The organism is Conexibacter sp. CPCC 205762, from assembly GCF_030646155.1.
Taxonomy (GTDB): Bacteria; Actinomycetota; Thermoleophilia; order Solirubrobacterales; family Solirubrobacteraceae; genus Conexibacter.
This window is the reverse complement of record NZ_JAUTDN010000033.1, coordinates 46,597-70,607: the sequence shown is the minus strand read 5'-3', so window position 1 is coordinate 70,607 and position 24,011 is coordinate 46,597. Positions and strand designations below refer to the sequence as shown.

General features: G+C 73.4%; 30 protein-coding genes. 8 read left to right on the top strand and 22 right to left on the bottom strand.

All coding sequences use genetic code 11. From position 1 onward, the window contains the following. Positions 1 to 2: 2 nt before the first annotated feature. The gene (locus Q7L73_RS21265) at positions 3 to 272 is read right to left on the bottom strand and encodes an ATP-binding protein (protein WP_304715636.1); all 270 of its coding nucleotides are present in this window, start codon (positions 270 to 272) and stop codon (positions 3 to 5) included. Between the two features lie 21 nt (positions 273 to 293). Then, positions 294 to 1,289, bottom strand: a complete 996-nt coding sequence (locus Q7L73_RS21260; protein WP_304691657.1) for a D-alanyl-D-alanine carboxypeptidase family protein — start codon at positions 1,287 to 1,289, stop codon at positions 294 to 296. A 101-nt stretch (positions 1,290 to 1,390) separates the two neighbouring features. On the opposite strand from Q7L73_RS21260, the gene Q7L73_RS21255 reads away from it, so the two are divergent. Next, positions 1,391 to 2,107 carry a hypothetical protein gene (locus tag Q7L73_RS21255; RefSeq protein WP_304691658.1) on the top strand — a complete coding sequence of 239 codons (717 nt, stop codon included), beginning with the start codon at positions 1,391 to 1,393 and terminating at the stop codon, positions 2,105 to 2,107. On the opposite strand, the gene Q7L73_RS21250 is transcribed toward Q7L73_RS21255, so the two are convergent. The 9 genes from Q7L73_RS21250 to Q7L73_RS21210 all read right to left on the bottom strand — a co-directional run bounded on the left by Q7L73_RS21250 (position 2,094) and on the right by Q7L73_RS21210 (position 9,270). After that, a complete protein-coding gene (locus Q7L73_RS21250) occupies positions 2,094 to 2,657 on the bottom strand; it encodes a TetR/AcrR family transcriptional regulator (protein ID WP_304691659.1) in 564 nt (187 codons plus the stop codon). The genes Q7L73_RS21255 and Q7L73_RS21250 overlap by 14 nt on opposite strands. A 49-nt stretch (positions 2,658 to 2,706) precedes the next feature. Further along, a complete protein-coding gene (locus Q7L73_RS21245) occupies positions 2,707 to 3,399 on the bottom strand; it encodes an MBL fold metallo-hydrolase (RefSeq protein WP_304691660.1) in 693 nt (230 codons plus the stop codon). 64 nt (positions 3,400 to 3,463) lie between these two features. Next, on the bottom strand, positions 3,464 to 3,646 hold the full coding sequence (locus Q7L73_RS21240) for a hypothetical protein (protein ID WP_304691661.1): 183 nt from the start codon (positions 3,644 to 3,646) through the stop codon (positions 3,464 to 3,466). Continuing rightward, positions 3,643 to 4,206 carry a rhomboid family intramembrane serine protease gene (locus Q7L73_RS21235; protein ID WP_304691662.1) on the bottom strand — a complete coding sequence of 188 codons (564 nt, stop codon included), beginning with the start codon at positions 4,204 to 4,206 and terminating at the stop codon, positions 3,643 to 3,645. Before Q7L73_RS21235 ends, Q7L73_RS21240 begins: the two co-directional genes overlap by 4 nt. A 90-nt stretch (positions 4,207 to 4,296) precedes the next feature. Then, the gene (gene lipA / locus Q7L73_RS21230) at positions 4,297 to 5,277 is read right to left on the bottom strand and encodes a lipoyl synthase (protein WP_304691663.1); all 981 of its coding nucleotides are present in this window, start codon (positions 5,275 to 5,277) and stop codon (positions 4,297 to 4,299) included. A gap of 20 nt (positions 5,278 to 5,297) precedes the next feature. Next, positions 5,298 to 6,068, bottom strand: a complete 771-nt coding sequence (gene lipB / locus Q7L73_RS21225; protein ID WP_304715635.1) for a lipoyl(octanoyl) transferase LipB — start codon at positions 6,066 to 6,068, stop codon at positions 5,298 to 5,300. A 14-nt stretch (positions 6,069 to 6,082) separates the two neighbouring features. After that, the gene (locus Q7L73_RS21220) at positions 6,083 to 7,252 is read right to left on the bottom strand and encodes a dihydrolipoamide acetyltransferase family protein (protein WP_304691665.1); all 1,170 of its coding nucleotides are present in this window, start codon (positions 7,250 to 7,252) and stop codon (positions 6,083 to 6,085) included. Continuing rightward, on the bottom strand, positions 7,233 to 8,204 hold the full coding sequence (locus Q7L73_RS21215) for an alpha-ketoacid dehydrogenase subunit beta (RefSeq protein ID WP_304691666.1): 972 nt from the start codon (positions 8,202 to 8,204) through the stop codon (positions 7,233 to 7,235). The genes Q7L73_RS21220 and Q7L73_RS21215 overlap by 20 nt, the downstream gene beginning before the upstream one ends. 4 nt (positions 8,205 to 8,208) lie before the next feature. Further along, positions 8,209 to 9,270: a thiamine pyrophosphate-dependent dehydrogenase E1 component subunit alpha gene (locus Q7L73_RS21210; RefSeq protein WP_304691667.1), complete on the bottom strand. Its 1,062-nt coding sequence runs from the start codon at positions 9,268 to 9,270 to the stop codon at positions 8,209 to 8,211. Between the two features lie 118 nt (positions 9,271 to 9,388). On the opposite strand from Q7L73_RS21210, the gene Q7L73_RS21205 reads away from it, so the two are divergent. Next, a complete protein-coding gene (locus tag Q7L73_RS21205) occupies positions 9,389 to 10,027 on the top strand; it encodes a carbonic anhydrase (RefSeq protein WP_304691668.1) in 639 nt (212 codons plus the stop codon). Between the two features lie 38 nt (positions 10,028 to 10,065). After that, positions 10,066 to 10,668, top strand: a complete 603-nt coding sequence (locus Q7L73_RS21200) for a hypothetical protein (protein WP_304691669.1) — start codon at positions 10,066 to 10,068, stop codon at positions 10,666 to 10,668. Here the strand turns inward: Q7L73_RS21200 and Q7L73_RS21195 are convergent. Next, positions 10,665 to 11,198 (bottom strand): GNAT family N-acetyltransferase, encoded by a 534-nt coding sequence (locus tag Q7L73_RS21195; RefSeq protein ID WP_304691670.1) that lies wholly within the window; start codon positions 11,196 to 11,198, stop codon positions 10,665 to 10,667. The two genes, Q7L73_RS21200 and Q7L73_RS21195, sit on opposite strands and share 4 nt — an antisense overlap. Positions 11,199 to 11,253: 55 nt before the next feature. On the opposite strand from Q7L73_RS21195, the gene Q7L73_RS21190 reads away from it, so the two are divergent. Further along, a complete protein-coding gene (locus Q7L73_RS21190) occupies positions 11,254 to 12,048 on the top strand; it encodes a VOC family protein (protein WP_304691671.1) in 795 nt (264 codons plus the stop codon). Here the strand turns inward: Q7L73_RS21190 and Q7L73_RS21185 are convergent. Together Q7L73_RS21185 and Q7L73_RS21180 are read right to left on the bottom strand one after the other, a co-directional pair. After that, the gene (locus Q7L73_RS21185) at positions 12,002 to 12,931 is read right to left on the bottom strand and encodes a YhjD/YihY/BrkB family envelope integrity protein (RefSeq protein WP_304691672.1); all 930 of its coding nucleotides are present in this window, start codon (positions 12,929 to 12,931) and stop codon (positions 12,002 to 12,004) included. The two genes, Q7L73_RS21190 and Q7L73_RS21185, sit on opposite strands and share 47 nt — an antisense overlap. After that, positions 12,928 to 14,049: a hypothetical protein gene (locus tag Q7L73_RS21180; protein ID WP_304691673.1), complete on the bottom strand. Its 1,122-nt coding sequence runs from the start codon at positions 14,047 to 14,049 to the stop codon at positions 12,928 to 12,930. The genes Q7L73_RS21185 and Q7L73_RS21180 overlap by 4 nt, the downstream gene beginning before the upstream one ends. A gap of 107 nt (positions 14,050 to 14,156) precedes the next feature. Here Q7L73_RS21180 and Q7L73_RS21175 point away from each other — a divergent pair, with 107 nt between their 5' ends. Together Q7L73_RS21175 and Q7L73_RS21170 are read left to right on the top strand one after the other, a co-directional pair. Beyond that, positions 14,157 to 14,477 (top strand): SHOCT domain-containing protein, encoded by a 321-nt coding sequence (locus Q7L73_RS21175; RefSeq protein WP_304691674.1) that lies wholly within the window; start codon positions 14,157 to 14,159, stop codon positions 14,475 to 14,477. Between the two features lie 16 nt (positions 14,478 to 14,493). Beyond that, complete coding sequence (locus Q7L73_RS21170) at positions 14,494 to 14,958, top strand: DUF6325 family protein (RefSeq protein WP_304691676.1); 465 nt, start codon at positions 14,494 to 14,496, stop codon at positions 14,956 to 14,958. On the opposite strand, the gene Q7L73_RS21165 is transcribed toward Q7L73_RS21170, so the two are convergent. Further along, positions 14,955 to 15,593, bottom strand: a complete 639-nt coding sequence (locus Q7L73_RS21165) for a TetR/AcrR family transcriptional regulator (RefSeq protein WP_304691677.1) — start codon at positions 15,591 to 15,593, stop codon at positions 14,955 to 14,957. The genes Q7L73_RS21170 and Q7L73_RS21165 overlap by 4 nt on opposite strands. A gap of 134 nt (positions 15,594 to 15,727) precedes the next feature. Between Q7L73_RS21165 and Q7L73_RS21160 the strand changes: the two genes are divergently transcribed. Then, the gene (locus Q7L73_RS21160) at positions 15,728 to 16,219 is read left to right on the top strand and encodes a DUF1269 domain-containing protein (RefSeq protein ID WP_304691678.1); all 492 of its coding nucleotides are present in this window, start codon (positions 15,728 to 15,730) and stop codon (positions 16,217 to 16,219) included. Between the two features lie 26 nt (positions 16,220 to 16,245). After that, the gene (locus tag Q7L73_RS21155) at positions 16,246 to 18,000 is read left to right on the top strand and encodes a sodium:proton antiporter (RefSeq protein ID WP_304691679.1); all 1,755 of its coding nucleotides are present in this window, start codon (positions 16,246 to 16,248) and stop codon (positions 17,998 to 18,000) included. Here the strand turns inward: Q7L73_RS21155 and Q7L73_RS21150 are convergent. The 7 genes from Q7L73_RS21150 to thiE all read right to left on the bottom strand — a co-directional run bounded on the left by Q7L73_RS21150 (position 17,997) and on the right by thiE (position 23,983). After that, a complete protein-coding gene (locus Q7L73_RS21150; protein ID WP_304691680.1) occupies positions 17,997 to 18,674 on the bottom strand; it encodes a potassium channel family protein in 678 nt (225 codons plus the stop codon). The two genes, Q7L73_RS21155 and Q7L73_RS21150, sit on opposite strands and share 4 nt — an antisense overlap. 57 nt (positions 18,675 to 18,731) lie before the next feature. Further along, the gene (locus tag Q7L73_RS21145) at positions 18,732 to 20,060 is read right to left on the bottom strand and encodes a dihydrolipoamide acetyltransferase family protein (protein ID WP_304691681.1); all 1,329 of its coding nucleotides are present in this window, start codon (positions 20,058 to 20,060) and stop codon (positions 18,732 to 18,734) included. A gap of 134 nt (positions 20,061 to 20,194) precedes the next feature. Further along, positions 20,195 to 20,449, bottom strand: a complete 255-nt coding sequence (locus Q7L73_RS21140) for a hypothetical protein (RefSeq protein ID WP_304691682.1) — start codon at positions 20,447 to 20,449, stop codon at positions 20,195 to 20,197. Next, entirely contained in the window at positions 20,446 to 21,162 is a 717-nt protein-coding gene (locus tag Q7L73_RS21135) for a DsbA family protein (protein WP_304691683.1), read from the bottom strand. The genes Q7L73_RS21140 and Q7L73_RS21135 overlap by 4 nt, the downstream gene beginning before the upstream one ends. A 9-nt stretch (positions 21,163 to 21,171) precedes the next feature. Then, on the bottom strand, positions 21,172 to 22,545 hold the full coding sequence (gene lpdA / locus Q7L73_RS21130; protein WP_304691684.1) for a dihydrolipoyl dehydrogenase: 1,374 nt from the start codon (positions 22,543 to 22,545) through the stop codon (positions 21,172 to 21,174). 102 nt (positions 22,546 to 22,647) lie between these two features. Next, positions 22,648 to 23,322, bottom strand: a complete 675-nt coding sequence (locus Q7L73_RS21125; RefSeq protein ID WP_304691685.1) for a hypothetical protein — start codon at positions 23,320 to 23,322, stop codon at positions 22,648 to 22,650. Beyond that, on the bottom strand, positions 23,309 to 23,983 hold the full coding sequence (thiE, locus tag Q7L73_RS21120) for a thiamine phosphate synthase (RefSeq protein ID WP_304691686.1): 675 nt from the start codon (positions 23,981 to 23,983) through the stop codon (positions 23,309 to 23,311). Before thiE ends, Q7L73_RS21125 begins: the two co-directional genes overlap by 14 nt. Between the last annotated feature and the right edge of the window lie 28 nt (positions 23,984 to 24,011).

The following is a 24,011-nucleotide window of genomic DNA, read 5'->3' as shown; positions in this document are numbered from 1 at the left end:
GGTCACGTGGAAGTCGATCTTGGGGCCGTAGAAGGCGCCGTCGCCCTCGTTGATGCGGTACTCCCGAACGGCCGGTGCCGCTCAAGCTCGTCGGCCTCCGCGCGCAGCACCGCCATGCCGCGCTCGCGCGCGACGTCGCCGACCGCGCCGGCGAGCGCGGTCTTGCCGATCCCGCCCTCGCCGAGCAGCCAGACGAGCGCGCCGCGGCCGGCGCGCGCGCCGTCGAGCAGCTCCGCGAGCGCGTCCAGCTCCTGCTCACGACCGAACAGCATCCGCGTCGACCCTTCCCCGGATCAGCCGTGCGCAGGCGTGTTGGCGAGCGCCGCGAAGCCGGCGTCGAGCAGTCGCTTCGCCTGCTTGCCGGGGTCGGGCGAGTTCAGCAGCACGGCGATCAGGTGGCGGCCGCCGCGGTGGGCGGCGCCGACGAAGCAGCGGCCGGCGGCGTCGGTGTAGCCGGTCTTGACGCCGTCGGTGCCCGGGTAGCGGGCGGCCAGCAGCGGGTTGTGGTTGGCAAGCCAGACTCTGCCGCCTCTGATCGGCAGCGGCATCACGGCCAGCGGCGTGCGCACGACTCTCGCCAGCCGCGGGACGCGCAGCAGCTCGCGCGCCAGCAGCGCGAGGTCGGGCGCGCACGACCAGTTGCCGCGGTCGACGATCCCCGACGGCGAGGCGAAGCGGGTGCAGGTCAGCCCCAGCTCGCGGGCGCGCGCGTTCATCAGCCGCACGAACCGCGGCACGCTGCCGGCGATGTGCTGCGCGAGCGCGATCGCGGCGTCGTTGCCGGACGGCAGCAGCAGCCCGTACAGCAGCGTCTCGGCCTGCACCCGCTTGCCTCTCGGCAGCAGCCCGACGCCGGAGCCGGTGTAGGCGAGCGCCTCGCGCGTGATCGGGACCGGCTCCCGCGGTCGCGTCCGCTCCGCCACCAGCAGCGCGGTCATCATCTTCGTCACGCTCGCGATCGGCAGCCGCCGCTCCGGCTCGTGGCGCCACAGCACGCGGCCGCTGTCGGCGTCGACGAGCAGCCCGCTGGCCGGCGGCTTGCGGAACGCGACCGCGACGACGCTGTCGGAGGGGACGCGGCCCCAGTCGTGCGGCTGCGGCGTCGGCGGGGCGTCCGCCGGCTGGCCGGATCCGTGCGCGGCGGCCGCCGGCTCGGGGCCGGCCGCGTGCGAATGGTCCGCAGAGCCGTCGAGCCGCCCGCCGGCGAGCGCGACGACGACCGCCGCCAGCACCAGCGCCAGCAGGCACACCGCCACGACCACCCGCCCGTTCCCGCGCCTGCGCGTCACGCGACAGAGGATCTCAGGTGGGCCGCCTGCCCGCCGGAAGGGCGGCGCCGGGGCGCGCGGGAAGCGGCACGCGCCCGTGCGGGGTCCGGTACGGTCGAGCGATGGGTGGACGCACCGCTTTGGGGCCGATCGCCACGCTGGCGCTGCTGCTCGGGGTGCTCGTGGTCGCGCAGCCGGCCGCCGCCCACCGCGTTCCGACCCGCGAGGAGCTGGAGGAGCTGGCCGGCGCGACCGGTCCGCCGAGCGATCCGGCCTGCGTCAGAGGGCTGATCTCGACGGTCGACGTGCGCTGGGGCGCCGTCTTCGCGACCCACGCCAGAGGCTGCCCCGAGATCGATCGCACCTGGGTCCTCCAGCGCGACACGCCGGGCACGCCCGGCAACCGCTGGAGAGAGCTGCGGCAGGGGATCCGCTTCGGCGTCTGCAGCAGAGACCTGCCCGGGATCCCCGACAAGGTCGGCCTCGACCTCGGCGTCTGCGCGCCGCCGTCCAGACGCGTCTACGTGCCGGCTGGGAGCACGCTCGCGTTCAAGCCGGCGAGACTGCGCTACAGCCGCTCGGCGACGATCGAGAACGTGCGCTGGAGCCGCTGGAACGGAGCGAGAGCGAGCGGCCGCGGCACGTTCGTCTATCGCGACCCGTACGGCCCCGCGCTGCGTGCGCAGGTGATCGTGACGCTGTTCGCGATCGACCTCTGCGGCAGCGATCGCACCTACCTCGGCGCGCAGCTCGCGCCGGCGCGGCCGCAGGACGCGAGCGCGATCGGCGCCTATCGCGGCCGCTGGTACCGGCAGTGCCCGGCCGTCACCGGGAACTGAGGCCCGCGTCGAGCATCGCGACCATCCGCGCGAAGCTCTCGTCGACCGACTCCGCCATCCCGAAGCCGCCGCCGGTCTCGAACGTGACGAAGCCGTGGATCGCGCTGCGGACGGCGCGCGTCGCGTGGATCGCGTCCTCGTCCTCCAGCCCGTAACCGGCCAGCAGCGAGATGAAGACCGCGACCGTCGTGCCGGCCGCGGCGACCGCCTGCTCGTCGCCGGGGTCGGGCGCGCGCTGGGCGGCGGCGTAGGTGCCGGGGTGCGCGAGCGCGTAGGCGCGCAGCGCGTCGGCGGCGGCGCGCAGGGCATCGCCGCGGGCCTTGCCGACGGCCGCGTCGCGGACCGCGTCGCCGACCTCGCGCATGCCGCGCACGGCCAGCCGGCGGCGCAGGTCGTCGAGCCCGCCGACGTGGCTGTAGAGCGACGGCGTGCGGACGCCGACCGCGGCAGCGACGCGCGCGAGCGTCAGCGCATCGAGCCCGCCGTCGCCGTCGGCGAGCCTGGCGGCGGCCTCGACGACCGCGTCGGGGGAGAGCCCGGCGCGCGCCATCAGGCGCGGCCCTCTGCGAGCGCGCGGGCGATGCGGCGAGCGGCGGCCATCAGTTGCCCGCCTTCGCCAGCGCCCGGTCGATCGCAGCAGACGGCTGTCTGACGGCGCGGCCGTGGCCGGGCGCCAGCAGCGTCGGCTCCAGCGCGCGCAGGGCGCGGGCGCTGCCGGCCGCGCGGCCGGCGTCCCAGGTCGCGATCGCGACGAGCGGGAAGCGCCAGTTCATCACGCCGGAGACGGTCGTCCCGGCGATCGTGCTGAAGGCGTCGCCGCTGATCAGCGCGCGGTCGCGCGTGTCGAGCAGCGCGACGTGGCCGGGCGTGTGGCCGGGGGAGGCGACGACCTCCAGCGAGCCGACGCGGTCGCCGGGGGAGAGCAGCGTGTCGGGCGTCGTCGCGACCTTCATCCAGCTGCCTCTCAGCTTGTTCGTGCCCTCCTCGGGCGCGAGCGCTCTGTCGCCGGTCACGATTCTCCAGTCGCGCGCCGGCGCCAGCACCTCGACCGCGTCGCCGAGCAGCGCGCGCAGCTGGTCGACCGAGCCGACGTGGTCGGCGTGGCCGTGGGTGAGGACGATCCGGCGGATCGGCGCGCCGAGCGCCTCGGCGGCCGCGGCGAGCTTCGCGCCGGAGCCTCTGATCATCGTGTCGACGAGCGTGAAGCCGTCGTCCTCGCGCACGAGGTACGCGTTCATCATCGCGAGGCGGGTCAGCTGGGTGAGGTGCGGGGTGAGGACGGTGGTGCGCATGAGCGAAGCTCCTATCCGAAGGTAGGTAGGAGATTACCTAATGCTCTTAGGTTGTCAAGCGCGGCTATCTGCGCGGCGGCGTCCCCAGCGCTCCGATGATGCCGACGCCGAGGATCACGACGACCGGGATCGTCACGACGCCCATCAGCGTGATCCCGTTCAGCACGATGTCGCGCAGCACGAAGAAGGCGAGCGCCGCTATCAGCAGCAGCGACGCGCCGAGGATCCAGGTGCGCGGCTCCTTCACGGCAGCGCCACCTCGGCCCGCCGCGCCGGCACCTGCTTGCGCTGCTGCGCCAGCAGCCTGACCGCCACCGCCCCGACGACGACGCCGGCCAGCGGGGCGGCGACCACGACCGCGCCCTCCGCGCCGGTCGCGGCGACGAGCGCCTGCAGCGCAAGCCACACCGCCGCCAGCAGCGGCCCCGGCAGCTCGACCAGCGTCAGCAGGAACGGCAGCGGGACGCCGGTCACGAAGCGCGCGCCCGGGTAGAGCGAGACGTGCGCGCCGACGAGCGTCGCGACCACTCCGGCGGCGGCGACCACCGCCATCGGCGCGTCCCCGTCGAGCGCCGCTCCCAGCCCGACCGCGGCCGCGCCGCCGAGCAGGCACAGCAGCACGAACCGCCACGGCGCCATCGCGTCCTCGACGCTGCTCCCGAACCACCACGGGAAGGCGACGTTGACGAGCAGTTGGAACAGCCCGCCCTGGCCGAACAGCAGGTGGCCGACGAGGTTCGCCGCGATCAGCAGCAGCGTGACGACCGGCATGCGGTCGGTCGGGATGTTGTCCTTCAGAGGAACCATGTGCTTCGCATTGCGAGTTCCACGACGGCGCCCCGCATCGCGCGGCGCAGGTGGGAACTCTCGGTGGCGGGGGAGGCGCCGCGCAGGCTACTACGCGGCGAGCGGGCCGGTGCCGGGCTGGCTCTGCGGCACGTGCTGGTCGGCGTGGTAGGAGGAGCGCACGAGCGGGCCGGCGGCGATGTGGTCGAAGCCGAGCTCGTAGGCCGCCACCTCCAGCGCCTTGAACTCGTCCGGGTGCCAGTAGCGCACGACCGGCAGATGGCGCTCGGTCGGGCGCAGGTACTGGCCGACCGTCAGCACCTGCACGTGATGCTCGCGCAGGATCTTGAAGGTCTCGACCATCTCCTCGTGCGTCTCGCCGAGGCCGACCATCAGGCCCGACTTGGTCGTGACCTCGTCGCCGCCCATCAGCTTCGCGTTCTTCAGCACGCGCGCCGAGCGCAGGAACTCCGAGCCGCGGCGCGCGACCGGGTAGAGCCGCGGCACGACCTCGCAGTTGTGGTTGAAGACGTCGGGCCGCTCGGCGATCACCTTCGCCAGCGGCATCTCCTGGCCGCGGAAGTCGGGCGTCAGCACCTCGACCTTGCACTCCGGCGCCTGCATGCGGATCGAGCGGATCGTGCCGACGAAGGCGGAGGCGCCGTAGTCGGGCAGGTCGTCGCGGTCGACGGAGGTGATGACGGCGTGGCGCAGCCCCATCTTCGCGACCGAGCGCGCGACGCGGGCCGGCTCCAGCGGGTCGTTCCAGGTCGGCTTGCCCGTCTGCACGTTGCAGAAGCCGCAGCGGCGGGTGCAGGTCTCGCCGAGGATCATGAACGTCGCGGTGCCGCGCTCCCAGCACTCGCCGACGTTCGGGCAGGCGGCCTCGACGCAGACGGTGTTGAGGTTCTCCGCCTTGATCATTCTCGTCAGCTCGCGGTGCTTGGGCCCGCCCGGGGCCGGCACCTTGAACCAGGCGGGCTTGCGCTCGCGGAACGGGCGGACGTCGGGACCGAGCACCTTCAGCACGTCCATGCCGCCGGGATTCGCGCGCGAACGCGTCTGGTGCTTTCTCGGTTCCGTGACGCTCATCTCGCTCCTCACGATATCGGTCAGACCGTTTCCGCAGCGGGCTCGGGATCAGGCAGCTCTATCCCGAGCGCGGCGAGGGGAACCTCGGTCGCGCGAACGCCGAAGCGCTCGGCGAACCGTCTCAGCACCAGCTCCGAGAAGCGCTCCAGCTCGGCCGACGGCTCCCGCTCCAGCAGCAGCGGCTCGCTCGCGGGCGGGCGCGTCAGCGCCGTCTCGCCGCGCTCGTCGGCGATCGAGGTCATCCGCACGCCCGGCAGGCCGCAGGCGGTGACCCATTCCCACGGCCGCATGTCGTTGTCGACGTTGGCGGCGAAGCCGTGGGTCGCGACGTGGTTGGCGACGTGGACGCCGACGGAGGCGAGCTTGCGCTCGTCGTCGACCCAGACGCCCATGTAGGCGGGACCGTCGTCGGGGCGCGCGTGCGTCGTGACGCCGGCGTCGGCGAGCGCGTCGACGAGCACCTGCTCGAGCTGGTGGACGTACGCCTGCACCTCTTTGATGCGGACGACCGGGTAGCCGACCAGCTGGCCGGGCCCGTGGTAGGTCAGCAGCCCGCCGCGCGGGACGGTCACGATCTCGATCCCCTGCTCGGCGTACCACTCCGGTCTGAAGGCCAGCTCGTCGGCGTCTCTGGAGCGGCGCCCGCGCGTGTAGACGGGCGGGTGCTCGAGCAGCAGCAGCACGTCGGGCAGCTCGCCCTCGACGCGCTTGACGCGCAGCTGCTCCTGCAGCTCCAGCGCATCGCGGTACGGGACGACGCCGGGTCTGACGACCCACAGCGTCTCCTTCATCGGCTTGTGGCCCACTAGCGCTCCCAGCTCTCCAGCCGCCGTCTGATCGCGGCCAGGAACTGGGCGGCCTGCGCGCCGTCGAGCGCGCGGTGGTCCCAGGAGAGGCCGAGGATCGTCTGCGGGCGGATCGAGATCATGTCGTTGCCGTCATCGTCGCTGACAACGATAGGACGCTTGACGATCGCCTCCAGATCGAGGATCGCGACCTGCGGCTGGTTGATCACCGGCGTCGCCATGATCGCGCCGTACTGGCCGGGGTTGGTGATCGTGAAGGTGCCGCCGTGGACCTCGTCGGGCGCGAGCCTGCCGTGGCGGGCGCGCTGGGCGACGTCCTTGATGCGGCTGGCGAGGCCCTCGGCCGACAGCTCCTGCGCGTCGCGGATCACCGGGACTATCAGGCCGCCGTCCCGGCCGAGGCTGACGGCGACGCCGAGGTGGATCGCGCGGTGCTGCCGGTAGCGCTCGCCGTCGAGCGTCGCGTTGAGGGCGGGGAAGTCGCGCAGCGCCTCGATCGTCGCGCGCGCCACGATCGGCAGCGCGGTGATGCCGATCAGGTCGCCGACGCGCGCCTGCCTGCGCGCCGCCTCGACGCGGCTCATGTCGCACTCCATCCAGGTCGTGCAGGTGGCCGCGGTCTCCAGCGAGCGCTTCATGTGCGCGCCGATCTGGCGCCGCATCGGCGAGAGCGTCTCGCCGGCGGGCGCTTCCTCGGGCACGTACGGAGACTCGATGTGCAGCGGCGGCTCCTCAGCCGGCTTCGCGCTCACGAGCGCGAGCACGTCCTGCTTGCGCACGCGCCCGTCACGGCCGCTGCCGATCACCTTCGAGAGATCGATCTGGTGCTCTGCCGCGATGCGGGACACGACCGGTGAGTAGCGACGCGCCGCGGGGGCGGGCTCGGCGTCCGCGACGACCGCGCCCGCGGTCGCGATCCGCGCCAGCACGGTTCCGACGTCGACCGTCTCGCCGACCGGCACGAGGATCTCCGCCACGACGCCGCTCGCGGGCGCCGGCAGCTCGGTGTCGACCTTGTCGGTCGTGATCTCGCAGATCGTCTCCTCGGCGACGACCGGGTCGCCGACCGCGAGCTTCCACTCGCTGACGGTGCCCTCGGCGACCGAGACGCCCATCTGCGGCATCGCGACGTCGACGAGCACGCGCGGCTCAGTACGCGAGGAGGTCACGACACGCCTCCTTGACGCGTTCGACGCCGGGCAGGACCGCCTGCTCCAACGGCGGTGAGAAGGGGATCGGCACGTCCGGCGCGGCGATCCGCACGACCGGGCCGTCGAGGTCCTCGAAGCCCCGCTCGGCGATCAGCGCGGCGACCTGGGCGCCGGCGGCGCAGGTCGCGTTCGCCTCGTCCAGCACGACGACCTTCGAGGTCTTCTTCACGCTCGCGAGGATCGCCGCCTCGTCCAGCGGCACGAGCGAGCGCAGGTCGATCACCTCGACCGCGGCGCCGTCGAGCAGCTCGGGCGCGGTCGCCTCCAGCGCGACGTGCACCATCGCGCCGTAGGCGATCACGGTCAGGTCGTCGCCGGCCCGCGCGACGCGCGCGTCGAAGCCGGTCGCGTAGGACCCCTCCGGCACCTCCCCGCGGACGCGCCGGTAGAGGTTCTTGTGCTCCAGGTAGACGACCGGGTTGGGGTCGCGGATCGCGCCGATCAGCAGCCCCTTCGCGTCCTCGGGCGTGGACGGGGCGACGACCTTCAGCCCCGGTGCGTGCATGAACCACGCCTCCGGGTTCTGCGAGTGGAAGGGGCCGCCGGAGAAGCCGCCGCCGCTCGGCAGCCGCACCGTGATCGGGACCGCGAGGCCCTGCCGGTAATGCATCTTGCCGGCGACGTTGACGAGCTGGTCGAAGCCGCAGGAGATGAAGTCGGCGAACTGCATCTCGCAGACCGGCCGCATCCCGACGACGGCCGCGCCGACGGCGGTGCCGACGATCGCCGACTCGGCCAGCGGCGTGTCCATCACGCGCTGCTCGCCGAACTCGGCGACGAAGCCGTCGGTGACCTTGAAGGCGCCGCCGAAGACGCCGATGTCCTCGCCCATCAGGAAGACGCGCTCGTCGGCGCGCATCTCCGTGCGCAGGCCGTCCGAGATCGCCTGCAGGTAGGTCAGCTCAGGCATGGGATCAGGCCTCCGTGCGGGCGAACCCGCTCCACGGCGCGCGGCCGTCGCCGAGCGGGACCGCCTGCTCGGCGAAGACGCCGTCGGTCGCGGTCGCCGGGTCGGGCATCGGCGCTCTCAGCGCGACCGCGGTCGCGGCGTCGATCGCCGCCTGCACCTCGGCCCGCAGCGCGGCGACGTCGAGCTCGGCGGCCAGCCGCCGCTCCTGCAGCTCGATCGGATCGCGCTCGCGCCACTGCGCCAGCAGCTCGGCCGGCACGTATCTCATGTCGTCGTGGGCGGCGTGGCCGTGCATCCGCATCGTGACCGCCTCGACCAGCGTCGGCCCGCCGCCTGCGATCGCCCGCTCGCGCGCCGCCCGGACCGCCTCGAAGACCGCCTCGGCGTCGTTGCCGTCGACGCTCACACCCGGCATCCCGTAGGCGCGGGCGCGCTCGATCGGCTCGACCGTCCACTGCTTCGCCAGCGGCGTCGAGTAGGCGAACTGGTTGTTCTCCAGCACGAAGATCACCGGCAGCCGCTGGACCGCGGCCCAGTTGAGCGCCTCGTGGAAGTCGCCGCGCGAGGTCGAGCCGTCGCCGAAGAAGGTCAGCGCCGCGCGCGCCTCGCCGCGCAGCTTGAACGCCATCGCCATGCCGGTCGCGACGAGCATCATGTCGGGCAGCATCGAGACCATCCCGACGACGCCGAGGTCCTTGTCGCCGAAGTGGACGTTGCCGTCGCGCCCCTGCGTGACGCCGGTCGCGCGGCCCATGTACTGGGCGAGGATCCGCTCCAGCGCCGTCCCCCGCACGACGTGCGCGGCGAGGTCGCGATGGAGCGCGCAGATGCGGTCCTCGGCGGCCATCGCGAAGGTCGCGCCGGTCGAGACGGCCTCCTGGCCGAAGCCGTCGTAGAAGGAGCCGGGCACTCTGCCCTGGCGGTACAGGTTCAGCGCCCGCTGCTCGATGCCGCGCATCGTCAGCATCGTGCGCAGCAGCTCGACCCGGTCGGCGCGGGTCAGGTGGACCGATACGTCAGCAACGCTGTCGTCTGCTGCATCGGATCCCGCAATTCCCATCGCCATCGCCATTGAGGCTACTCCTCGTCTGACCCCCCGGTCGGGTGGGTGAGGCCGCGTTCGTCGGAAGGGCGCCTATCGGACAGGCGTCGTTTGCGCGGCCCAGCGCCTAGGATCAGCCGCCATGCCGATGAGAAACCTGCTGAGAGGCATCCACGAGTTCCAGAGCGGCGCCTTCGAGAGCAGACGGACGCTGATGGAGCGGCTGGCGGTCGAGGGTCAGAGACCGCAGATCGCGCTCGTCTCCTGCTCGGACTCGCGCGTGCTGCCGGAGATGTTCACGCAGGCCGCGCCGGGCGACATCTTCCTCGTCCGCAACGCCGGCAACATCGTCCCGGCGGACGGCGGCGACGCGCCCGGCGAGGCGGCCTCGCTGGAGTTCGCGGTCGAGGTGCTGGGCGTGCGCGACGTCGTCGTCTGCGGGCACACGCACTGCGGCGCCGTCAACGCGATCCTGCACCCGGAGACGCTCGCGGGCCTGCCGACGCTGGAGCAGTGGCTGCTCAGCTCGCAGGAGACCGGCCGGATCGTCAGAGAGCGCTACGCCCACCTGGACGGCGAGGCGCTGATGCGCGTCGCGGTCGCCGAGCACGTGCTCGTGCAGCTCGAGCACCTGCGCAGCCTGCCGTTCATCGCGCGGCGGCTGCAGGAGCCCGACTTCGCGATCCACGGCTGGCTCTACGACATCAGAACGAGCGACGTCTTCGCCTACGACGCGGCGCACGAGTCGTTCGTGCCGCTGGAGGCGTCGGGCGAGCTGTAGCTCCGGCGGGCCGCGTCGCTGCGGCGTACGCTGGAGCGATGGAGCGCGTCTGGTCATCGCGGCTGCGCTGGAAGCTGCGCGGCGCCTGGCTCGCCCCGCTGGTGACGGCGCTGGTCGTCGCCGAGGGGGCGCTGCTGACGCGGCTGCCGATCTCCGGCGAGGGTCCGGACCTCGTCGGCGCGCTGCTGCTGGCGGCCTTCCTCAACCTGCTGCTGGTGGCGGCGATCGCGCCGCTGCTGGGGTTCGTGCTGCGGACCGCCCGGCCCGACCTGCCGGCGTTCGTCGCGCGTGACCGCGTCGGCGTCGTGCTGGTGCTGCTGCTCGCCGCCGGGCTGCTGAGCGCCGGCCTGCTCCACCGCGGCGACCGCAACGCCGAGCACGCCGCCGCGCGCGAGGCGCTGACGCGCGGCCGCGCCTGGATCGGCGCGCAGCAGGAGGCCGGCCCGTTCGCCCGCGCCCACACCGGCTACGCCGACGTCTACGCGATCGAGCCGGGCGCCGTCTACCGCGTCTGCGTCCCGCTGACGAGCGAGTACAGAGCGGCCTACTGCGCCGCGGTCGACGTCGAGCAGCCGTGGCCGGCGGGGATCAGATACGCCGGCGCCGAGACCAACCAGCACCTCGCCGCCGGCATGCGCTAGACCGGCTCGGCCGGCGGCGCCGCGCCGTCGTGCTCGTCCTGGGGCGCGAGCTGCAGCTGCCACCAGCCGACGTCGCGCCAGCCGCCGGCCTTCCAGCCGACGTCGCGCCAGACGCCGATCGGCTCGAAGCCGAACGACTCGTGCAGGCCGACGCTGCCGGCGTTGGGCAGCGTGATGCCGGCGCACGCCTGGCGGAAGCCGCGCGCTCTGATCCGCGCCAGCAGCTCCGTGTACAGCTCGCGCCCGACGCCCTGGCGGTGGAAGGCGGCGTCGATGTAGACCGACACCTCGACCGTCCAGCGGTAGGCGGCGCGCTCGCGATGGGGATCGGAGTAGGCGTAGCCGGCGACGCGGCCGTCGCGCTCGCAGACGAGGAAGGCGTGGGTGCGGCCGAGCGCCGCGATCTTGCGGGCGAAGGAGGCGGCGTCCGGCGGCGTCAGCTCGAACGAGGCGACCGAGTCGGTCACGTACGGCGCGTAGATCGCGGCGACCGCCGCCGCGTCACGTTCGGGGTCCGCTGCTCGGATCACCGCCTCAGGGTGGCATACGATCGGATGCACCGACATCCGGCAGGAGGGTGCGAGCATGAGCGAACGGGACCACTACGAGCACGGCGTTCCGTGCTGGGTCGACCACGCCTCGGAGAATCCGCAGGCGGCGGCAGACTTCTACGCCGGCCTGCTCGGCTGGGAGTGCGAGGACGTGATGCCGCCGGACGCCCCCGGCCGCTACTTCATGGCACGGCTGCGCGGCCGCGACGTCGCCGCGCTCAGCTCGCAGCCGCTGGAGGGCGCGCCGCCGGCCTGGAACACCTACGTCGCGGTCGCCTCGGCCGACGCCGCCGCGGAGGCCGCCGCGGGCGCCGGCGGACGGGTCCTGAGCGGTCCCTTCGACGTCTTCGACAGCGGCCGGATGGCGGTGCTGCAGGATCCGGCAGGCGCCGTCTTCTCCGTCTGGCAGGCGGGCAGACACCGCGGCGCGGGGATCGTCAACGAGCCGGGCACGCTCGCCTGGAACGAGCTGACGACGCGCGACGCGGAGGGCTCGCAGGCCTTCTACACGGCCGTCTTCGGCTGGCGCTCGCTGCCGCTGACGATGGGCGAGGGACGCTACTTCACCTGGCACCTGGCCGGCGCGGGCGAGCCCGACCAGCAGAGCGCGATCGGCGGGCTGATGCCGATGGACGGCGACATGTGGCCCTCCGACCTGCCGCCGCACTGGATGTCCTACTTCGCGGTCGCCGACGCCGACGCGGCGGCCGAGCGCACGAGCGAGCTGGGCGGGCTCGTCTCGATCGCCCCGTTCGACACGCCCGCCGGGCGGATCGCGGTGATCAACGATCCGGTCGGGGCGGTGGCGTCGCTGATCCAGCTGCCGTAGCGGACGCGGGCTCCGGCGCTCTGTCGATCTCGCCGCCGAGGACGGCGCCGACGGCGGCGCAGGCGCTCAGCACGAAGCCGATCCCGACCAGCCACGAGACGATCGCGATCGCGATCCCGATCGAGCCGTAGCGATCGGCCGACTCGGCGATCGCGCCCGGCATGTAGACCACCGAGCCGATCGACAGGCCGGTCATGCCGATCGAGGTCAGCAGCGCGGTCGGCAGCAGTCTTCTCCAGCGGACGCGCCCCGCCAGCAGGATGTACGGCGTGAACAGCCACAGCACCGCGCCGCTGCCGAGCGCGATGATCAGCGAGATCAGCGGCCCGGTGTGGTCGAGCAGCCAGGTGCGGACGCTGCCGAAGACGCCGAACCAGAGCACGACCATCGCCAGCCATTTGAGGCCGGCGACGGTGCCGAACCAGCCGCGCGCCTGCAGCCGCCACGACAGCTCGTAGAGCCGCTGCAGCCCGCGCGTGAACGACAGCGCCGAGCCGAACAGCAGCAGCACGCCGAGGACCGAGATCGCGCCCTCGGTCGAGCCCGACGGCGGCGTGAAGACCTGCTGCACCAGCTCGGCGGTGGCGCCGTCGAGCTCGAAGCGGTCGATCAGCGTCGTCGCGATCCCGTCGGCACCGGGCGCGTAGGCGCCGATGATCACGAGCAGCGGGACGAGCGCGGTGAAGGCGAGCGAGCCGAGCGCGATCGAGCGGTCGACGAACTGGATCCGCACGACCCGGTCGACGCAGGCGCGGATCAGCTCGACCGCGCGCGCCGGCACGGTGCGGCCGGCGATCGGTCTGCTGAGCCAGGCGAGCGGCTCGCCAGGGGCGGCGCCGCTTCTGAACGCCAGCAGCTCCTTCGCGCGCTGGACGAGCCTCATGCCGGCGCGTCGGCGCGCGCCACGTCGGGCGCGCTCGCAGCTTGCTCGCGCAGCGCCTGTGCCCGCAGCAGCCAGACGCCGACGACCAGCAGCACGCCGAAGACGACGATCGGCAGCGGCCGCCGCAGCACCGTCAGCGGCCCCCACGCCAGCAGCGCGAGGTAGACGACCGCGGCGCCGCCGAGGACGGCGCCCAGCGGCGCCGACAGGCCCGGCGTCATCAGCCCGCGCAGCGATGTCGCGCGGCGGCCGGGGCCGACCAGCCAGGCGCCCAGCAGCGCGAACAGGCCGACGATCACCGCGACCGACGCCAGCTCCGCCAGCAGCGAGGTGCCGATCCGCCAGACCGCCTGCGCGGTCGGCACGTACGGGCCGTCGCCGGCGACGGCGTCGACGAGCGTGTGGCCGGCCAGCCGCCGCACGACCAGCACGAGCAGGCCGGCGCCGAGCAGCGCGCCGCCGCTGGCCAGCACCGCCCGCCGCCGCGCCGGACCGGCCTGCCAGACGGCGCCCGCGAACAGCAGCAGCGCCAGCACGCCCGGCAGCCAGCTGACGAGGTCGAGCAGGTCGCCGGCCTTGCGCAGCGCGTCGAGCTGGTCCGGTCTGATCAGCACGATCCGGTCGCTCGGCGGCAGCCGCTCGATCCGATCGCCGCTGAAGCCGGCCTGCTTGGCGACCTGGATCGCCAGCGGCCGCAGGTCGAGCACGACGCCGCGGCCGGCGATCACGGTCCCGCCGCCGTTGACGAGGTCGACGAACTGCTGGTGCGTGACGCGGTTGGCGTCGACCCACAGTCGCTGCACCTTCGGCGTGTCGAGCAGCCGCTCGGTCGCACGCTGGGCGGCCTCGCGCACGAGCGCCCCGGCCTGCGGCGCGAGCGGCTGCAGGCGCGGCGGCAGCACGTCCTGCAGCGCGGCGGTCGCGCGCGAGCCGTCGGCGACCGAGCTGGCGATCGCGTCGGCGACCGGCTGGCGGACGACGTCGTCGCGCAGCAGCGCGCTGCTGGTCGCCGTCCATTCGTCGGTGTTCATCAGCTGGCGGTCGGCCCACGCGCCCAGCAGGGCGATGACGGTCAACAGCGCGGCGAGCGCGATCAGGATGCGGCTGCGGAGCGGCATGAGACGGAACGCTATCCCTGCGTGTGAAAGAAGTCGACAGTTCGGTTGCTTTCCTGCGCCTCGGGACGGGATCATGGGGACTCCGACTTCGAGATCTGGAGGCTTCGATGTTCGTCCCCCGGCGGCGTCCGCTGATGCGGGCCGCGATGATGGGCGGCGCCGGCTACATGGCCGGCAAGCGCGCTGCGCGGTCCAACTACCGCGAGCAGGACCAGGAGCAGCGCCTCTCCGAGCTGGAGCAGCAGCAGTACGGCGGTCAGCCGCAGGCTGCCGCGCCCGCTCCGGTCGCCGCGCCCGCCGAGGCGCCGGCTCCGGCCGGCGGCGACCTGGTCAGCAGACTGAACGAGCTGAAGGGGCTGCTCGACGCCGGAGCGTTGACGCAGCAGGAGTTCGACGCCGCCAAGGCCAAGGTCCTTGCGGGCGCCTGAGAGGGGAGAGCACACGATGACTCTGGGACCGATGCAGCTCGTCGTCTTCGGCTTCGCCGGCGGCGAGCCGAGAGGCGAGGTGCTGGCCGAGCTGCAGCGCCTGGCCGAGCACGACATCGTGCGGCTGGTCGACCTGCTGGCCGTGCGCAAGGCCGAGGACGGCACGATCCAGGTGCTGGAGGTGAGCGCGCTCGACCTCGACGGCGAGGCCGGCGCGACGCTGGCGGCGCTGACCGGCCTGCAGGCCGAGGCCGACGCGGCCGCGCCCAGCCACGCCGAGCAGATCTCGGCCGCCGACGAGGACGTCTGGTACGTCGCCGACTCGATCCCGCCCGGCACGGCGGCGGCGATCGCGCTGCTGGAGCACCGCTGGGCGATCCCGCTGCGCGAGAAGCTGCAGGGCCTCGGCGGGCAGCTGCTCGACGAGGCGTGGGTCCACCCGCTGGAGCTGGAGGCGATCGGCCTCGGGGCGGGAAGCTAGGCGTCGCCTGCGGGAGGCGCGGCGCCGGCGTTGACGACCGCCGGCAGCGCCTCCCGCAGCAGCGTCAGCAGGCCGGTCGTCAGCAGCGCGTGGACCTCGGCGCGGGTCGCGCGCTCGCCGCCGAGCCAGTCGGTGACGGCGACCTGGCCCATGCCGGTGTAGGCGCGCAGCACGAGCCGCACCTGCGGCGGCACCGCGGTCGAGCCGAAGTGGTTGACGAGCATCCGGTCGACGATCCCGTCGCGCATGTCGTCGGCGACTCTCGCGATCTCCGGGTCCTGGTCGAGCGAGGCGATCGAGGCCATCGCGAAGCCGATCTCGCGGTTGGCCTCCATGAAGTCGAGCCAGCGGTCGACGTTGATCGCGACCGTCTCCTCGATCGGCAGGTCGAGGTCGGTTCTCGGCATCGCGTCGCCGACCTGGCCGAGCTCCTGCAGCATCACCAGGAACAGCTCGCGCTTGTTGCCGAAGTAGTGCGTCACGAGCGCGCGCGAGACGCCCGCCTCGTCGGCGATCGCGGTGATCGAGACGGACTCGTACGGGCGCGTCGAGAAGATCCGTCTGGCCGCGGCGACGATCTCGCTGCGACGCACGTCCGGATCGAGCCGGTTCCAGCGGGGAGTCTCCGTGGCCACGGACAAACCCTATCCGCGCGGGTGAGCGTTCGCGCGGGTGAACCTGCGCGAATGTGGAGTTTCCGCCAACGCTTGTTGACCTGCCGCCAACTCAGTCGTAGGTTGCGAGTCCCTCCCGACTGAAAGGACCCCTGGTGGCAACACTGACCGTCTGGAAGATCAACAACCCCGATGGCGCCGAGCAGGCGATCGGGAAGCTCGAGCAGCTGCAGGCGCAGGGCCTGATCAAGGTCCATGACGCCGCGGTCGTGAGCTGGGAGGAGGGCAAGAAGAAGCCGAAGACGCGTCAGCTGCACAACCTCGCCGGCGCGGGCGCGCTCGGCGGTGCCTTCTGGGGGCTGCTGTTCGGCCTGATCTTCTTCATCCCGCTGCTCGGCCTCGCGGTCGGCGCCGCGGCCGGCGCGATCGGCGGCTCGCTCACCGACGTCGGCATCGACGACAGATTCATCGCCGAGGCGCGCGACAGAATCACGCCTGGCACGTCGGCGCTGTTCCTGCTGACCTCGGACGCCGTGCTCGACAAGGTCGAGGCCGAGTTCGACCTCTCCAACGCCGAGCTGCTCTACACGAACCTGTCGGGCGAGGACGAGGCGAAGCTGCGCGAGACGTTCGCCGAAGAGGACTGACCCTCTTCGCCTGAAGGGACTGCCGCATGGATGACGAGCTGCTCGGGCTGGCGCTCGTCGTCGTGCTCGCGGTCGGCGCGCAGCTGCTCGCCGCCCGGCTCGTCATCCCGGCGATCGTCCCGCTGCTCGTCGTCGGCGTGCTCGCCGGCGACGTCTTCGAGCTGATCGACCCGCAGCAGCTGCTCGGTCCGGCCTTCACCGACGCGATCTCGATCGCGGTCGGGATCATCCTCTTCGAGGGCGCGCTCGGGCTGCGGCGCGAGGAGCTGGCGGGGCCGGTGCGCGGCGTCGTCGCGCGACTCTGCTCGGTCGGCGCGCTCGTCACCTGGGTCTGCTCGGCGCTGCTGGTCGACGCGCTGCTCGACGTCTCGCACGCGATCGCGATCCTGATCGGCGCGATCGTGATCGTCTCCGGCCCGACGGTCGTGCTGCCGATGCTCGACTTCATCCGCCCGGTCGCGCGCGTCCGCTCGCTGCTGAAGTGGGAGGGGATCGTCGTCGACCCCGTCGGCGCGATCTGCGCCGTGATCGCCTTCGACGCACTCGACTTCTCCGGCGGCGGCGTCTCGCTGCGGCTCGGCGACTTCGGCTCCACGGTCCTCGCCGGGCTCGCCTGCGGCGCCGCCGGCGCGCTCGTGCTGATGCCGCTGCTGCAGGCGCGCTGGCTGGCCGAGCGGCAGAAGGTCGCCGCGACGCTGATGGCGGTCGTCGCCGCCTTCGCCGCCGCCGACCTGCTGCGCGACGACGCCGGCCTCGTCGCCGCGATCGCGATGGGGATCGCGCTCGCCAACCAGCGGCGGGTCGAGATCGAGCGGATCGTCGAGTTCAAGGAGACGCTCGGCGCGATCCTGCTCGGGCTGCTGTTCATCCTGCTGTCGGCGACCGTCGACCTGACCGACGTGATCGACCTCGGCGCGCCGGCGCTGCTGCTGGTCGTGCTGCTCGTGCTCGTCGTGCGGCCGCTCGGCGTGGCGCTCTCGACCGTCCGCTCCGACCTGCCGTGGCGCGAACGGCTGATGCTGATGGCGCTCGCGCCGCGCGGGATCGTCGCCGCCTCGACGGCGTCGGTCTTCGGGCTCGAGCTGCAGCAGCAGGGCGCGCCGGGGGCCGACATGATCGTGCCGGTCGTCTTCACCGTGATCGCCGGCACGGTCGTCGTCTACGCCGTGCTCGGCCCGCTGGCGGCGCGGCTGCTGGGGCTCGCGCACGGCGAGCCGGCGGGCGTGCTGATCGTCGGCGCGGCGCCGTGGGCGCGTGCGCTGGCGCGGGCGCTCGCGACGGCCGGCGCCGAGGTGCGGCTGTGGAGCCCGCACGCCGAGGAGGCGGCGGCGGCGCGCGCCGAGGGGCTGACCGTCTGCGCCGACCCGCTGCTCGGCGACGGCGCGGCGAGCGACGACCCGCTCGACGAGGCCGTCGGGCTGGTGCTCGTGACGACCGCCGACGACGCCTTCAACGAGCTGCTCGTCGAGCGGCTGTCGCAGGAGCTGGGCACCGCGCGCGTGCTGGCGCTGCCGGCCGGGACGGCGAGGCCGCAGCTGCTGGCGCGCGACGGCGGGCTGGAGCCGCCGCTGTTCGGCGCGGAGGCGAGCGCGCTCGTGCTGGAGCGGCGGTTCGCGGCGGGCGCGCGGGTGCGGGCGCGGGCACCGGGCGACCCGGCCGAGGGGCTGCCGCTGGCGGTCGTGCGCGAGAGCAGCCGCAACGGCGCGCTCGCCGTCCATCCGTTCACGGGCGGCGCGGTGCCGCCGGCCCGCCCCGGCGACGTGCTGCTCGACCTCGTCTAGCCGGCCTGCTCGTCGTCCTGCTGTCTGCGGCGGCGCAGGTTGCCGACGAGCATCGCGATCACGGTCACGAGGTAGATCTGGCCGACGAGCATCGCCAGCACCGCGATTGCGCGGCCGTAGCGGGTCGCGGGCGTGAAGTCGCCGTAGCCGGTCGTCGTCATCGTCGTGAAGGCGTAGTAGACGTGGTCGGACTCGGTCCCGTCGGTGCCCTGCGAGAAGAACGGCTCGTGCCCGATGTGCGCTCCGACGGTCACGAGCTGGGCGAAGAAGAGCCCCAGCAGCAGGTAGACCGCGAGCGCCCCCGCGACCGCCTGCAGCGTCACGCCGCGGTCGCTCAGCAGCCGCGCGAGCCCGCGCACGACCTCGACGATCGTGACGCTGACGAGCACGACCCCGACCGCCGAGCCGACCCACGTCGGCAGGTTGTCGACGGCGATCGCGATGCTGCCGCCGACCGCCAGCACGGCCGCGATCGCCGCCGTCCAGCCGCGCACGACGACGTCCCCGCGTCCGGTCACGACGACGACGAGCAGCATCGCCAGCGTCAGCAGCAGCGCGAGCACGTGGCTGAGCGGATCGTCGGGCGCGACGATGAAGAAGACGACCGCGGCCAGCGCGAGCAGCAGCACGAGCCCGTACCTGTACGCCGCCTCCTGTCCCTGGCTCAGCCGCATCAGGCGCACAGCATCGCGGGCGCGGCGGTTGGAAGCCGCACCCGCGTGTGCCTGGGCCTAGAAGGCGAGCGAGAAGGGCGTTTCGAGCAGCTCGCGGACGCGGGCGACGAACTGCGCCGCCTCGGCGCCGTTGAGGATGCGGTGGTCGGCGGCGATCGTGATGTTCATCCGCTTGCCGGGGACGACCTGGCCGTCCTTCACGACCGGCGTGTCGCGCAGCGCGCCGACCGACAGGATGCCGGCCTGGCCGCTGGTGATGATCGCGGTGAACTCGGTCGTGCCGAACATGCCGAGGTTGGAGACCGTGAAGGTCGCGCCCGACAGCTCCGGCGGCGTGATTCTGCCGGCGCGCACACGGGTCGCGAGGGCGCGCGCGTCCTTGGAGATCTCACCGAGCGACTTCTTGTCGGCGTCGAAGATCGTCGGGACGATCAGCGCGTCGTCGGTCGCCACGGCGATGCCGACGTTGACGCGCGAGTACAGCTCCCACTTGCCGTCCTTGTAGCCGCCGTTGGCCTTCGGGAACTCGCGCAGGGCGAGCGCGGCGGCCTTCACGACCATGTCGTTGAAGGAGGGCGCGCGGCGGCTCTCGTTGGCGGCCGCCTTCATCTGCTCGCGCAGCGAGACGGCGGCCTCCATGTCGACCTCGGTCGTGACGATGTAGTCGGGGATCGTCGCCTTCGACTCGGCCATGCGGCGCGCGATCACCTGCTGCGTGCGCGTCAGCTCGATCGACGTCGTCTCGCCCTTGCCGGAGCCGGCGTCGCCGGAGACGACCGGGCCGGGGATCTCCTTCGCGGGGGCTGCGGGGGCCGGCGCAGCGGCAGGCGCGGCAGCCTCGGCCGGCGCGGACTCGGCCGGGGCGGCGCTGCCGTTGTCGGCGGCGCCCTGCACGTCGGCCTTGACGATGCGGCCGCCGGGGCCGGAGCCGGAGACGGCGGAGAGGTCGACGCCCAGCTCCTCGGCGAGGCGGCGGGCGACCGGCGAGGCCTTCACGCGGCCGTTGCCGTTGGAGTCGGCGTCGCCGCCCGCGGAGGGCGCCGGCGCGGGCGTCTCCTCGGCGGTGGCGGTCACGCTGCCCTCGGCCGCCTTCGGCTCGTCCTTCGCCTCAGCGGCGGCGGCCTTCGGCGCCTCCTGCTTGGCGGCCGGCGCGCTGCCGTCGCCCAGGCGCGCGATCGTCTCGCCGATCGGGAGCGTGGCGCCCTCCTCGGCGACGATCTCGAGCGTGCCCGAGGCGTCGGCCTCGTAGGTCATGTTGGCCTTGTCGGTCTCGATCTCGACAAGCTCCTCGCCGCGCTGCACGTCGTCACCGGAGGCCTTCAACCACTTGATGATCGTGCCCTCCTCCATCGAGTCCGACAGGCGGGGCATCACGACGTCCGGCACGGCTGGGTTCCTTTCGGTGACCTACGCATCTCGTCATGCCGATCTGGTATCGGCCGTGTATCGCACGATAGCGGAGGAGACGCCGGAAACGTTTCCAGCCAACCCGGATTCTCCCCCGCTCGGGGGGTAGCGTGCTACTCCGCGGCGTCGCGCCGCTGGGCCTCGCGCCAGGCCGTGATGAACGCCTCCGCGTCGAGCCGCCGGAGGTCGTCGCGGAGAGCGCGCGCGAGCCGCGAGGCGGCGCGCGGCTCCAGCTCCCAGAACAGCAGCGACTCGCCGCTGACGATCTCGACCACCTCGATCCGGTCGACGCGGTCGGGCGCCGAGAACAGCGCCGGCCCGCGCCCGCCGCGCGTGACGCGCAGCTCGTACTCGCGATGCGCCTTCATCGGCCCGTGCCGTCGCCGTCGCCGGCTCGGCCGCGCGGCGCTCTCGTGTCTCTGCCGGCGAGCGCCGCCGCGATCGCCTCGGCGCGGCGGGTCGCCGTCTCCAGCATGTCGGCGAGCACGTCGACGCCGGAGTCGCCGTGGAATATCTCGCCCTCCCAGGCGAGCGCCGGCACCCGCCGCACGCCGGCGGCCGCGGCGGCGCCGGTCGCGGCGTCGAGCGTCTCGCCCACGACCGGCCGCGCGATCGCGCTCAGCAGCTCGTCCGCCTCCAGCCCGCAGGCGGCCGCGGCGCGCAGCAGCGTCTCGTCGTCGCCGAGGTCTCCGCCGTCGGCGAACGCCTGCCGGAAGGCGGCCAGCGAGAAGCCGACGGTGCGGCCGAGCTGCCGCGCCCAGGTCCCCGCCAGCAGCGCGCGGCGGTGCTCGGTCGGCCATTGCGCCGGCCATCGCAGCGGCTGCATCCCGCGTCTGGCGGCGAGCGCCTCCAGCGCGACGCGGCGGCCGGGGCGATCGGCGCCGGCCTCCTGGTCGGAGAGGTCGCGGGAGTCGATCGGGACCCACTCCGGCACGAGCGGGAGGCCGGCGCTGACGCGCTCGGCGGCGAGGTACGACTCGGGGTCGCCGAGGTCGTAGAAGAACAACGGCCGCGGCCCCTCCGGAGGAGGAGCCGCGGCCGCAAGCTGCTGCGTGACGCGAAGTGAGGACTCCGGCGTCACAGGAGGCTCCTAGCCGTGGATCAGCCAGCCGTCGGCGTCGCGCGCGGCCTCCATCACGCCCTCGGAGAGGGTCGGATGGCCGTGGACGATGCGCGCCACCTCGGGGTAGCCGCCCTCGAGCGCCTTCGCGTTGACGAGCTCCTGGATCAGCTCGGTCGCCTTCGCGCCGATGATGTGACCGCCGAGCAGCTCGCCGTATCTCTTGTCGCCGATCACCTTCATCACGCCGGCGCGGTCGCCGTAGACGGTGCCGGCGCCGACGGCGCCGTAGGGCACTCTGCCGACGACGACGTCGTAGCCGGCCTCGCGCGCCTGCGCCTCGGTGAGGCCGAAGGAGGCGACGTTCGGCGAGCAGAAGGTCGCGCGCGGGACGTCGACGTACTCGATCGGGTGGGTTCTCATGCCGGCGATGTCCTCGGCGGCGATGATGCCCTCCTCCGACGCCTTGTGGGCGAGCGCCGGGCCGGGGACGATGTCGCCGATCGCCCAGACGCCCTTGACCGACGTGCGCAGCGCGCCGTCGACCTCGATCAGGCCTCTGTCGGTCAGCTTGACGCCCGCGTCCTCGAGCCCGAGGCCGTCCTCGTCGGGGCCGCGGCCGGCGGCGATGACGAGCCACTCGGCCTCGCCCTGCTCGCCGTTGAAGGTGAAGGTGACCTTGTCGTCGGCCGACTCGACGTTCTCGACGAACGTTCTCGTGACGACCTTCATCCCCTGCTTCTTGAGGCCTCGCTCGGCCAGCTTGGAGATCTCGGCGTCCTCGGTCGGGAGCACGCGGTCGAGGCCCTCGAACAGCGTCACCTCGGTGCCGAGGCGCGCGTAGGCGGAGGCGATCTCCGAGCCCGAGGCGCCGGCGCCGACGACGGCGAGCGTCTTTGGAAGGGATTCGAGCGCCCACGCCTCCTCGGTGCCGATCACGCGGCCGCCGAAGGTCGTGCCGGGGATCGGCCGCTTGACCGAGCCGGTCGCGACGATGACGCCCTTGGTCGCCTCGTAGGTGGTGCCGTCGACGACGACGTTGCCGTCGGCCGTGACCGCGCCGAGGCCCTCGATGACGTCGATTCTGTTCTTCTTGAAGAGGCCTGCGACGCCGCCGGTCATCGTTCTCACGACTCTCTTGCGGCGCTCCTGGACCTTGTCGAAGTCGACCGTGCGGCCGTCGACGTTGATGCCGAACTCAGCGGCCTCGTCGACCTCGCTGAGGATGTCGGCGGAGCGCAGCACGACCTTGGCCGGGATGCAGGCGTAGTTGAGGCATCGGCCGCCGATCTGGTCCTTCTCGACGACGGCGGTCCGCAGTCCGAGCTGCGCCGCGCGGATCGCCGCGACGTAGCCGCCGGGACCGGAACCAATGACGATGCAGTCATAAGCGGATTCGGGCATGGTGGATTCGAGACTATACGAACGTCATACAAAACAGCCGGCCGCCGCTACCAGATCCGCGATGCGGATGTCGCGTTCCGCGGAAGGCCCGCGCGGAGGCGTTCAGGAGGCGCCGGGACGGGCCGGCATCTGGATCCGCGCCATCGCCCGGATCAGCTTCCAGAAGAGCCAGCCGGCGAGCCCGATGACGGCGACGCAGAGCAGCGCCGCCCACCAGTTCGAGGCGACCAGCAGCGACAGCGCCGCGATCGCGATCTGGAAGCCGAGCAGCGCCTCGAAGCCGAGCACGGCCCAGTATCTGACCGTCCACATGCCCCACGCGGCGACGAGCAGGATCGCCGCCAGCAGCAGCGCGCCGAACAGCGAGCCCTCGCCGCCGACACGGGCGCCGGAGGCGTAGCCGATCACGACCAGCGCGGCGAGCGCGAGCGCGACGACGGTGGCGATCGTGACCGCGCCGGGCCGCTCGCCGGGCGCGAGCGGCACGAGCTGCGCCCGCGCGGCGGCGTCGCGGGCTTCGCTGCGCGAGAGTCTTCTGCCGTCGGGGCCGTGGGTGGGGAGGGGCGGGCCGTCGCTGCGGCGCCCGCGGCGGCCCCTCGGCACGCGCTCGCCGGCGACGCCCGAGCCGGCGCGCGGCTCGACGGCGGGCTGCCGGGCGGGCGCGTCTGCACTGGCGGCCGCGCCCTCGCCGCCGAGCGCGGGCGTGTCTTCGAGCCGGCCGGCGGCCGCGCCGGCGGCGCTGCTGCCGCGCTGGCGCTTGCGACTACGCTGCGCCACCGCGCACCTCCACGTCGGTCAGCTCGGCGCGCAGCGCGCGCGCCGTCGTCTCCGGATCCTCTGCGCTCGTGAGCGCCCGCACGACGACCGCGCGGCGCGCGCCGGCGGCGACCGCGGCCGGCAGCGTCGTCGCGTCGAGCCCGCCGATCGCGAACCACGGGACCGGACGCTCCGCGCTCGCCGCGTGCTCGACCAGCTCCAGCCCGACGGCGGGGCGGCCCGGCTTCGTCGGCGTCGCGTGGATCGGCCCGACGGCGAAGTAGTCGACGTCGGCCTGCGCGGCGCCGTCGACCTGCGCGGGCGTGTGCGTCGAGAGGCCGACGATCCGCTCGCGCCCGACGACGGCGCGCGCCGCGTCGACCGGCGTGTCGTCCTGGCCGACGTGGACGCCGTCGGCATCCGTCGCGGCGACGAGGTCGGGGCGGTCGTTGAGGATGAAGAGCGCGCCGTGCGCGTCGGCGGCGGCGCGGAAGAGCGGGGCGGCGGCGAGGATCGTCGCGTCGTCGCCGTGCTTGTCGCGCAGCTGCACGAGGTCGACGCCGCCGCGCAGGGCGCCGTCGAGGAAGCTGGCGAGGTCGCGTCCGTCGCCGGTCGCGTCGCAGACGAGGTAGAGGCGGGCGGCGGCGAGCCGCGCGCGCCGGTCGCTGCCGGAAGACGTCATCGCCCTCCATCTTGTCAGCCCCGCCCGG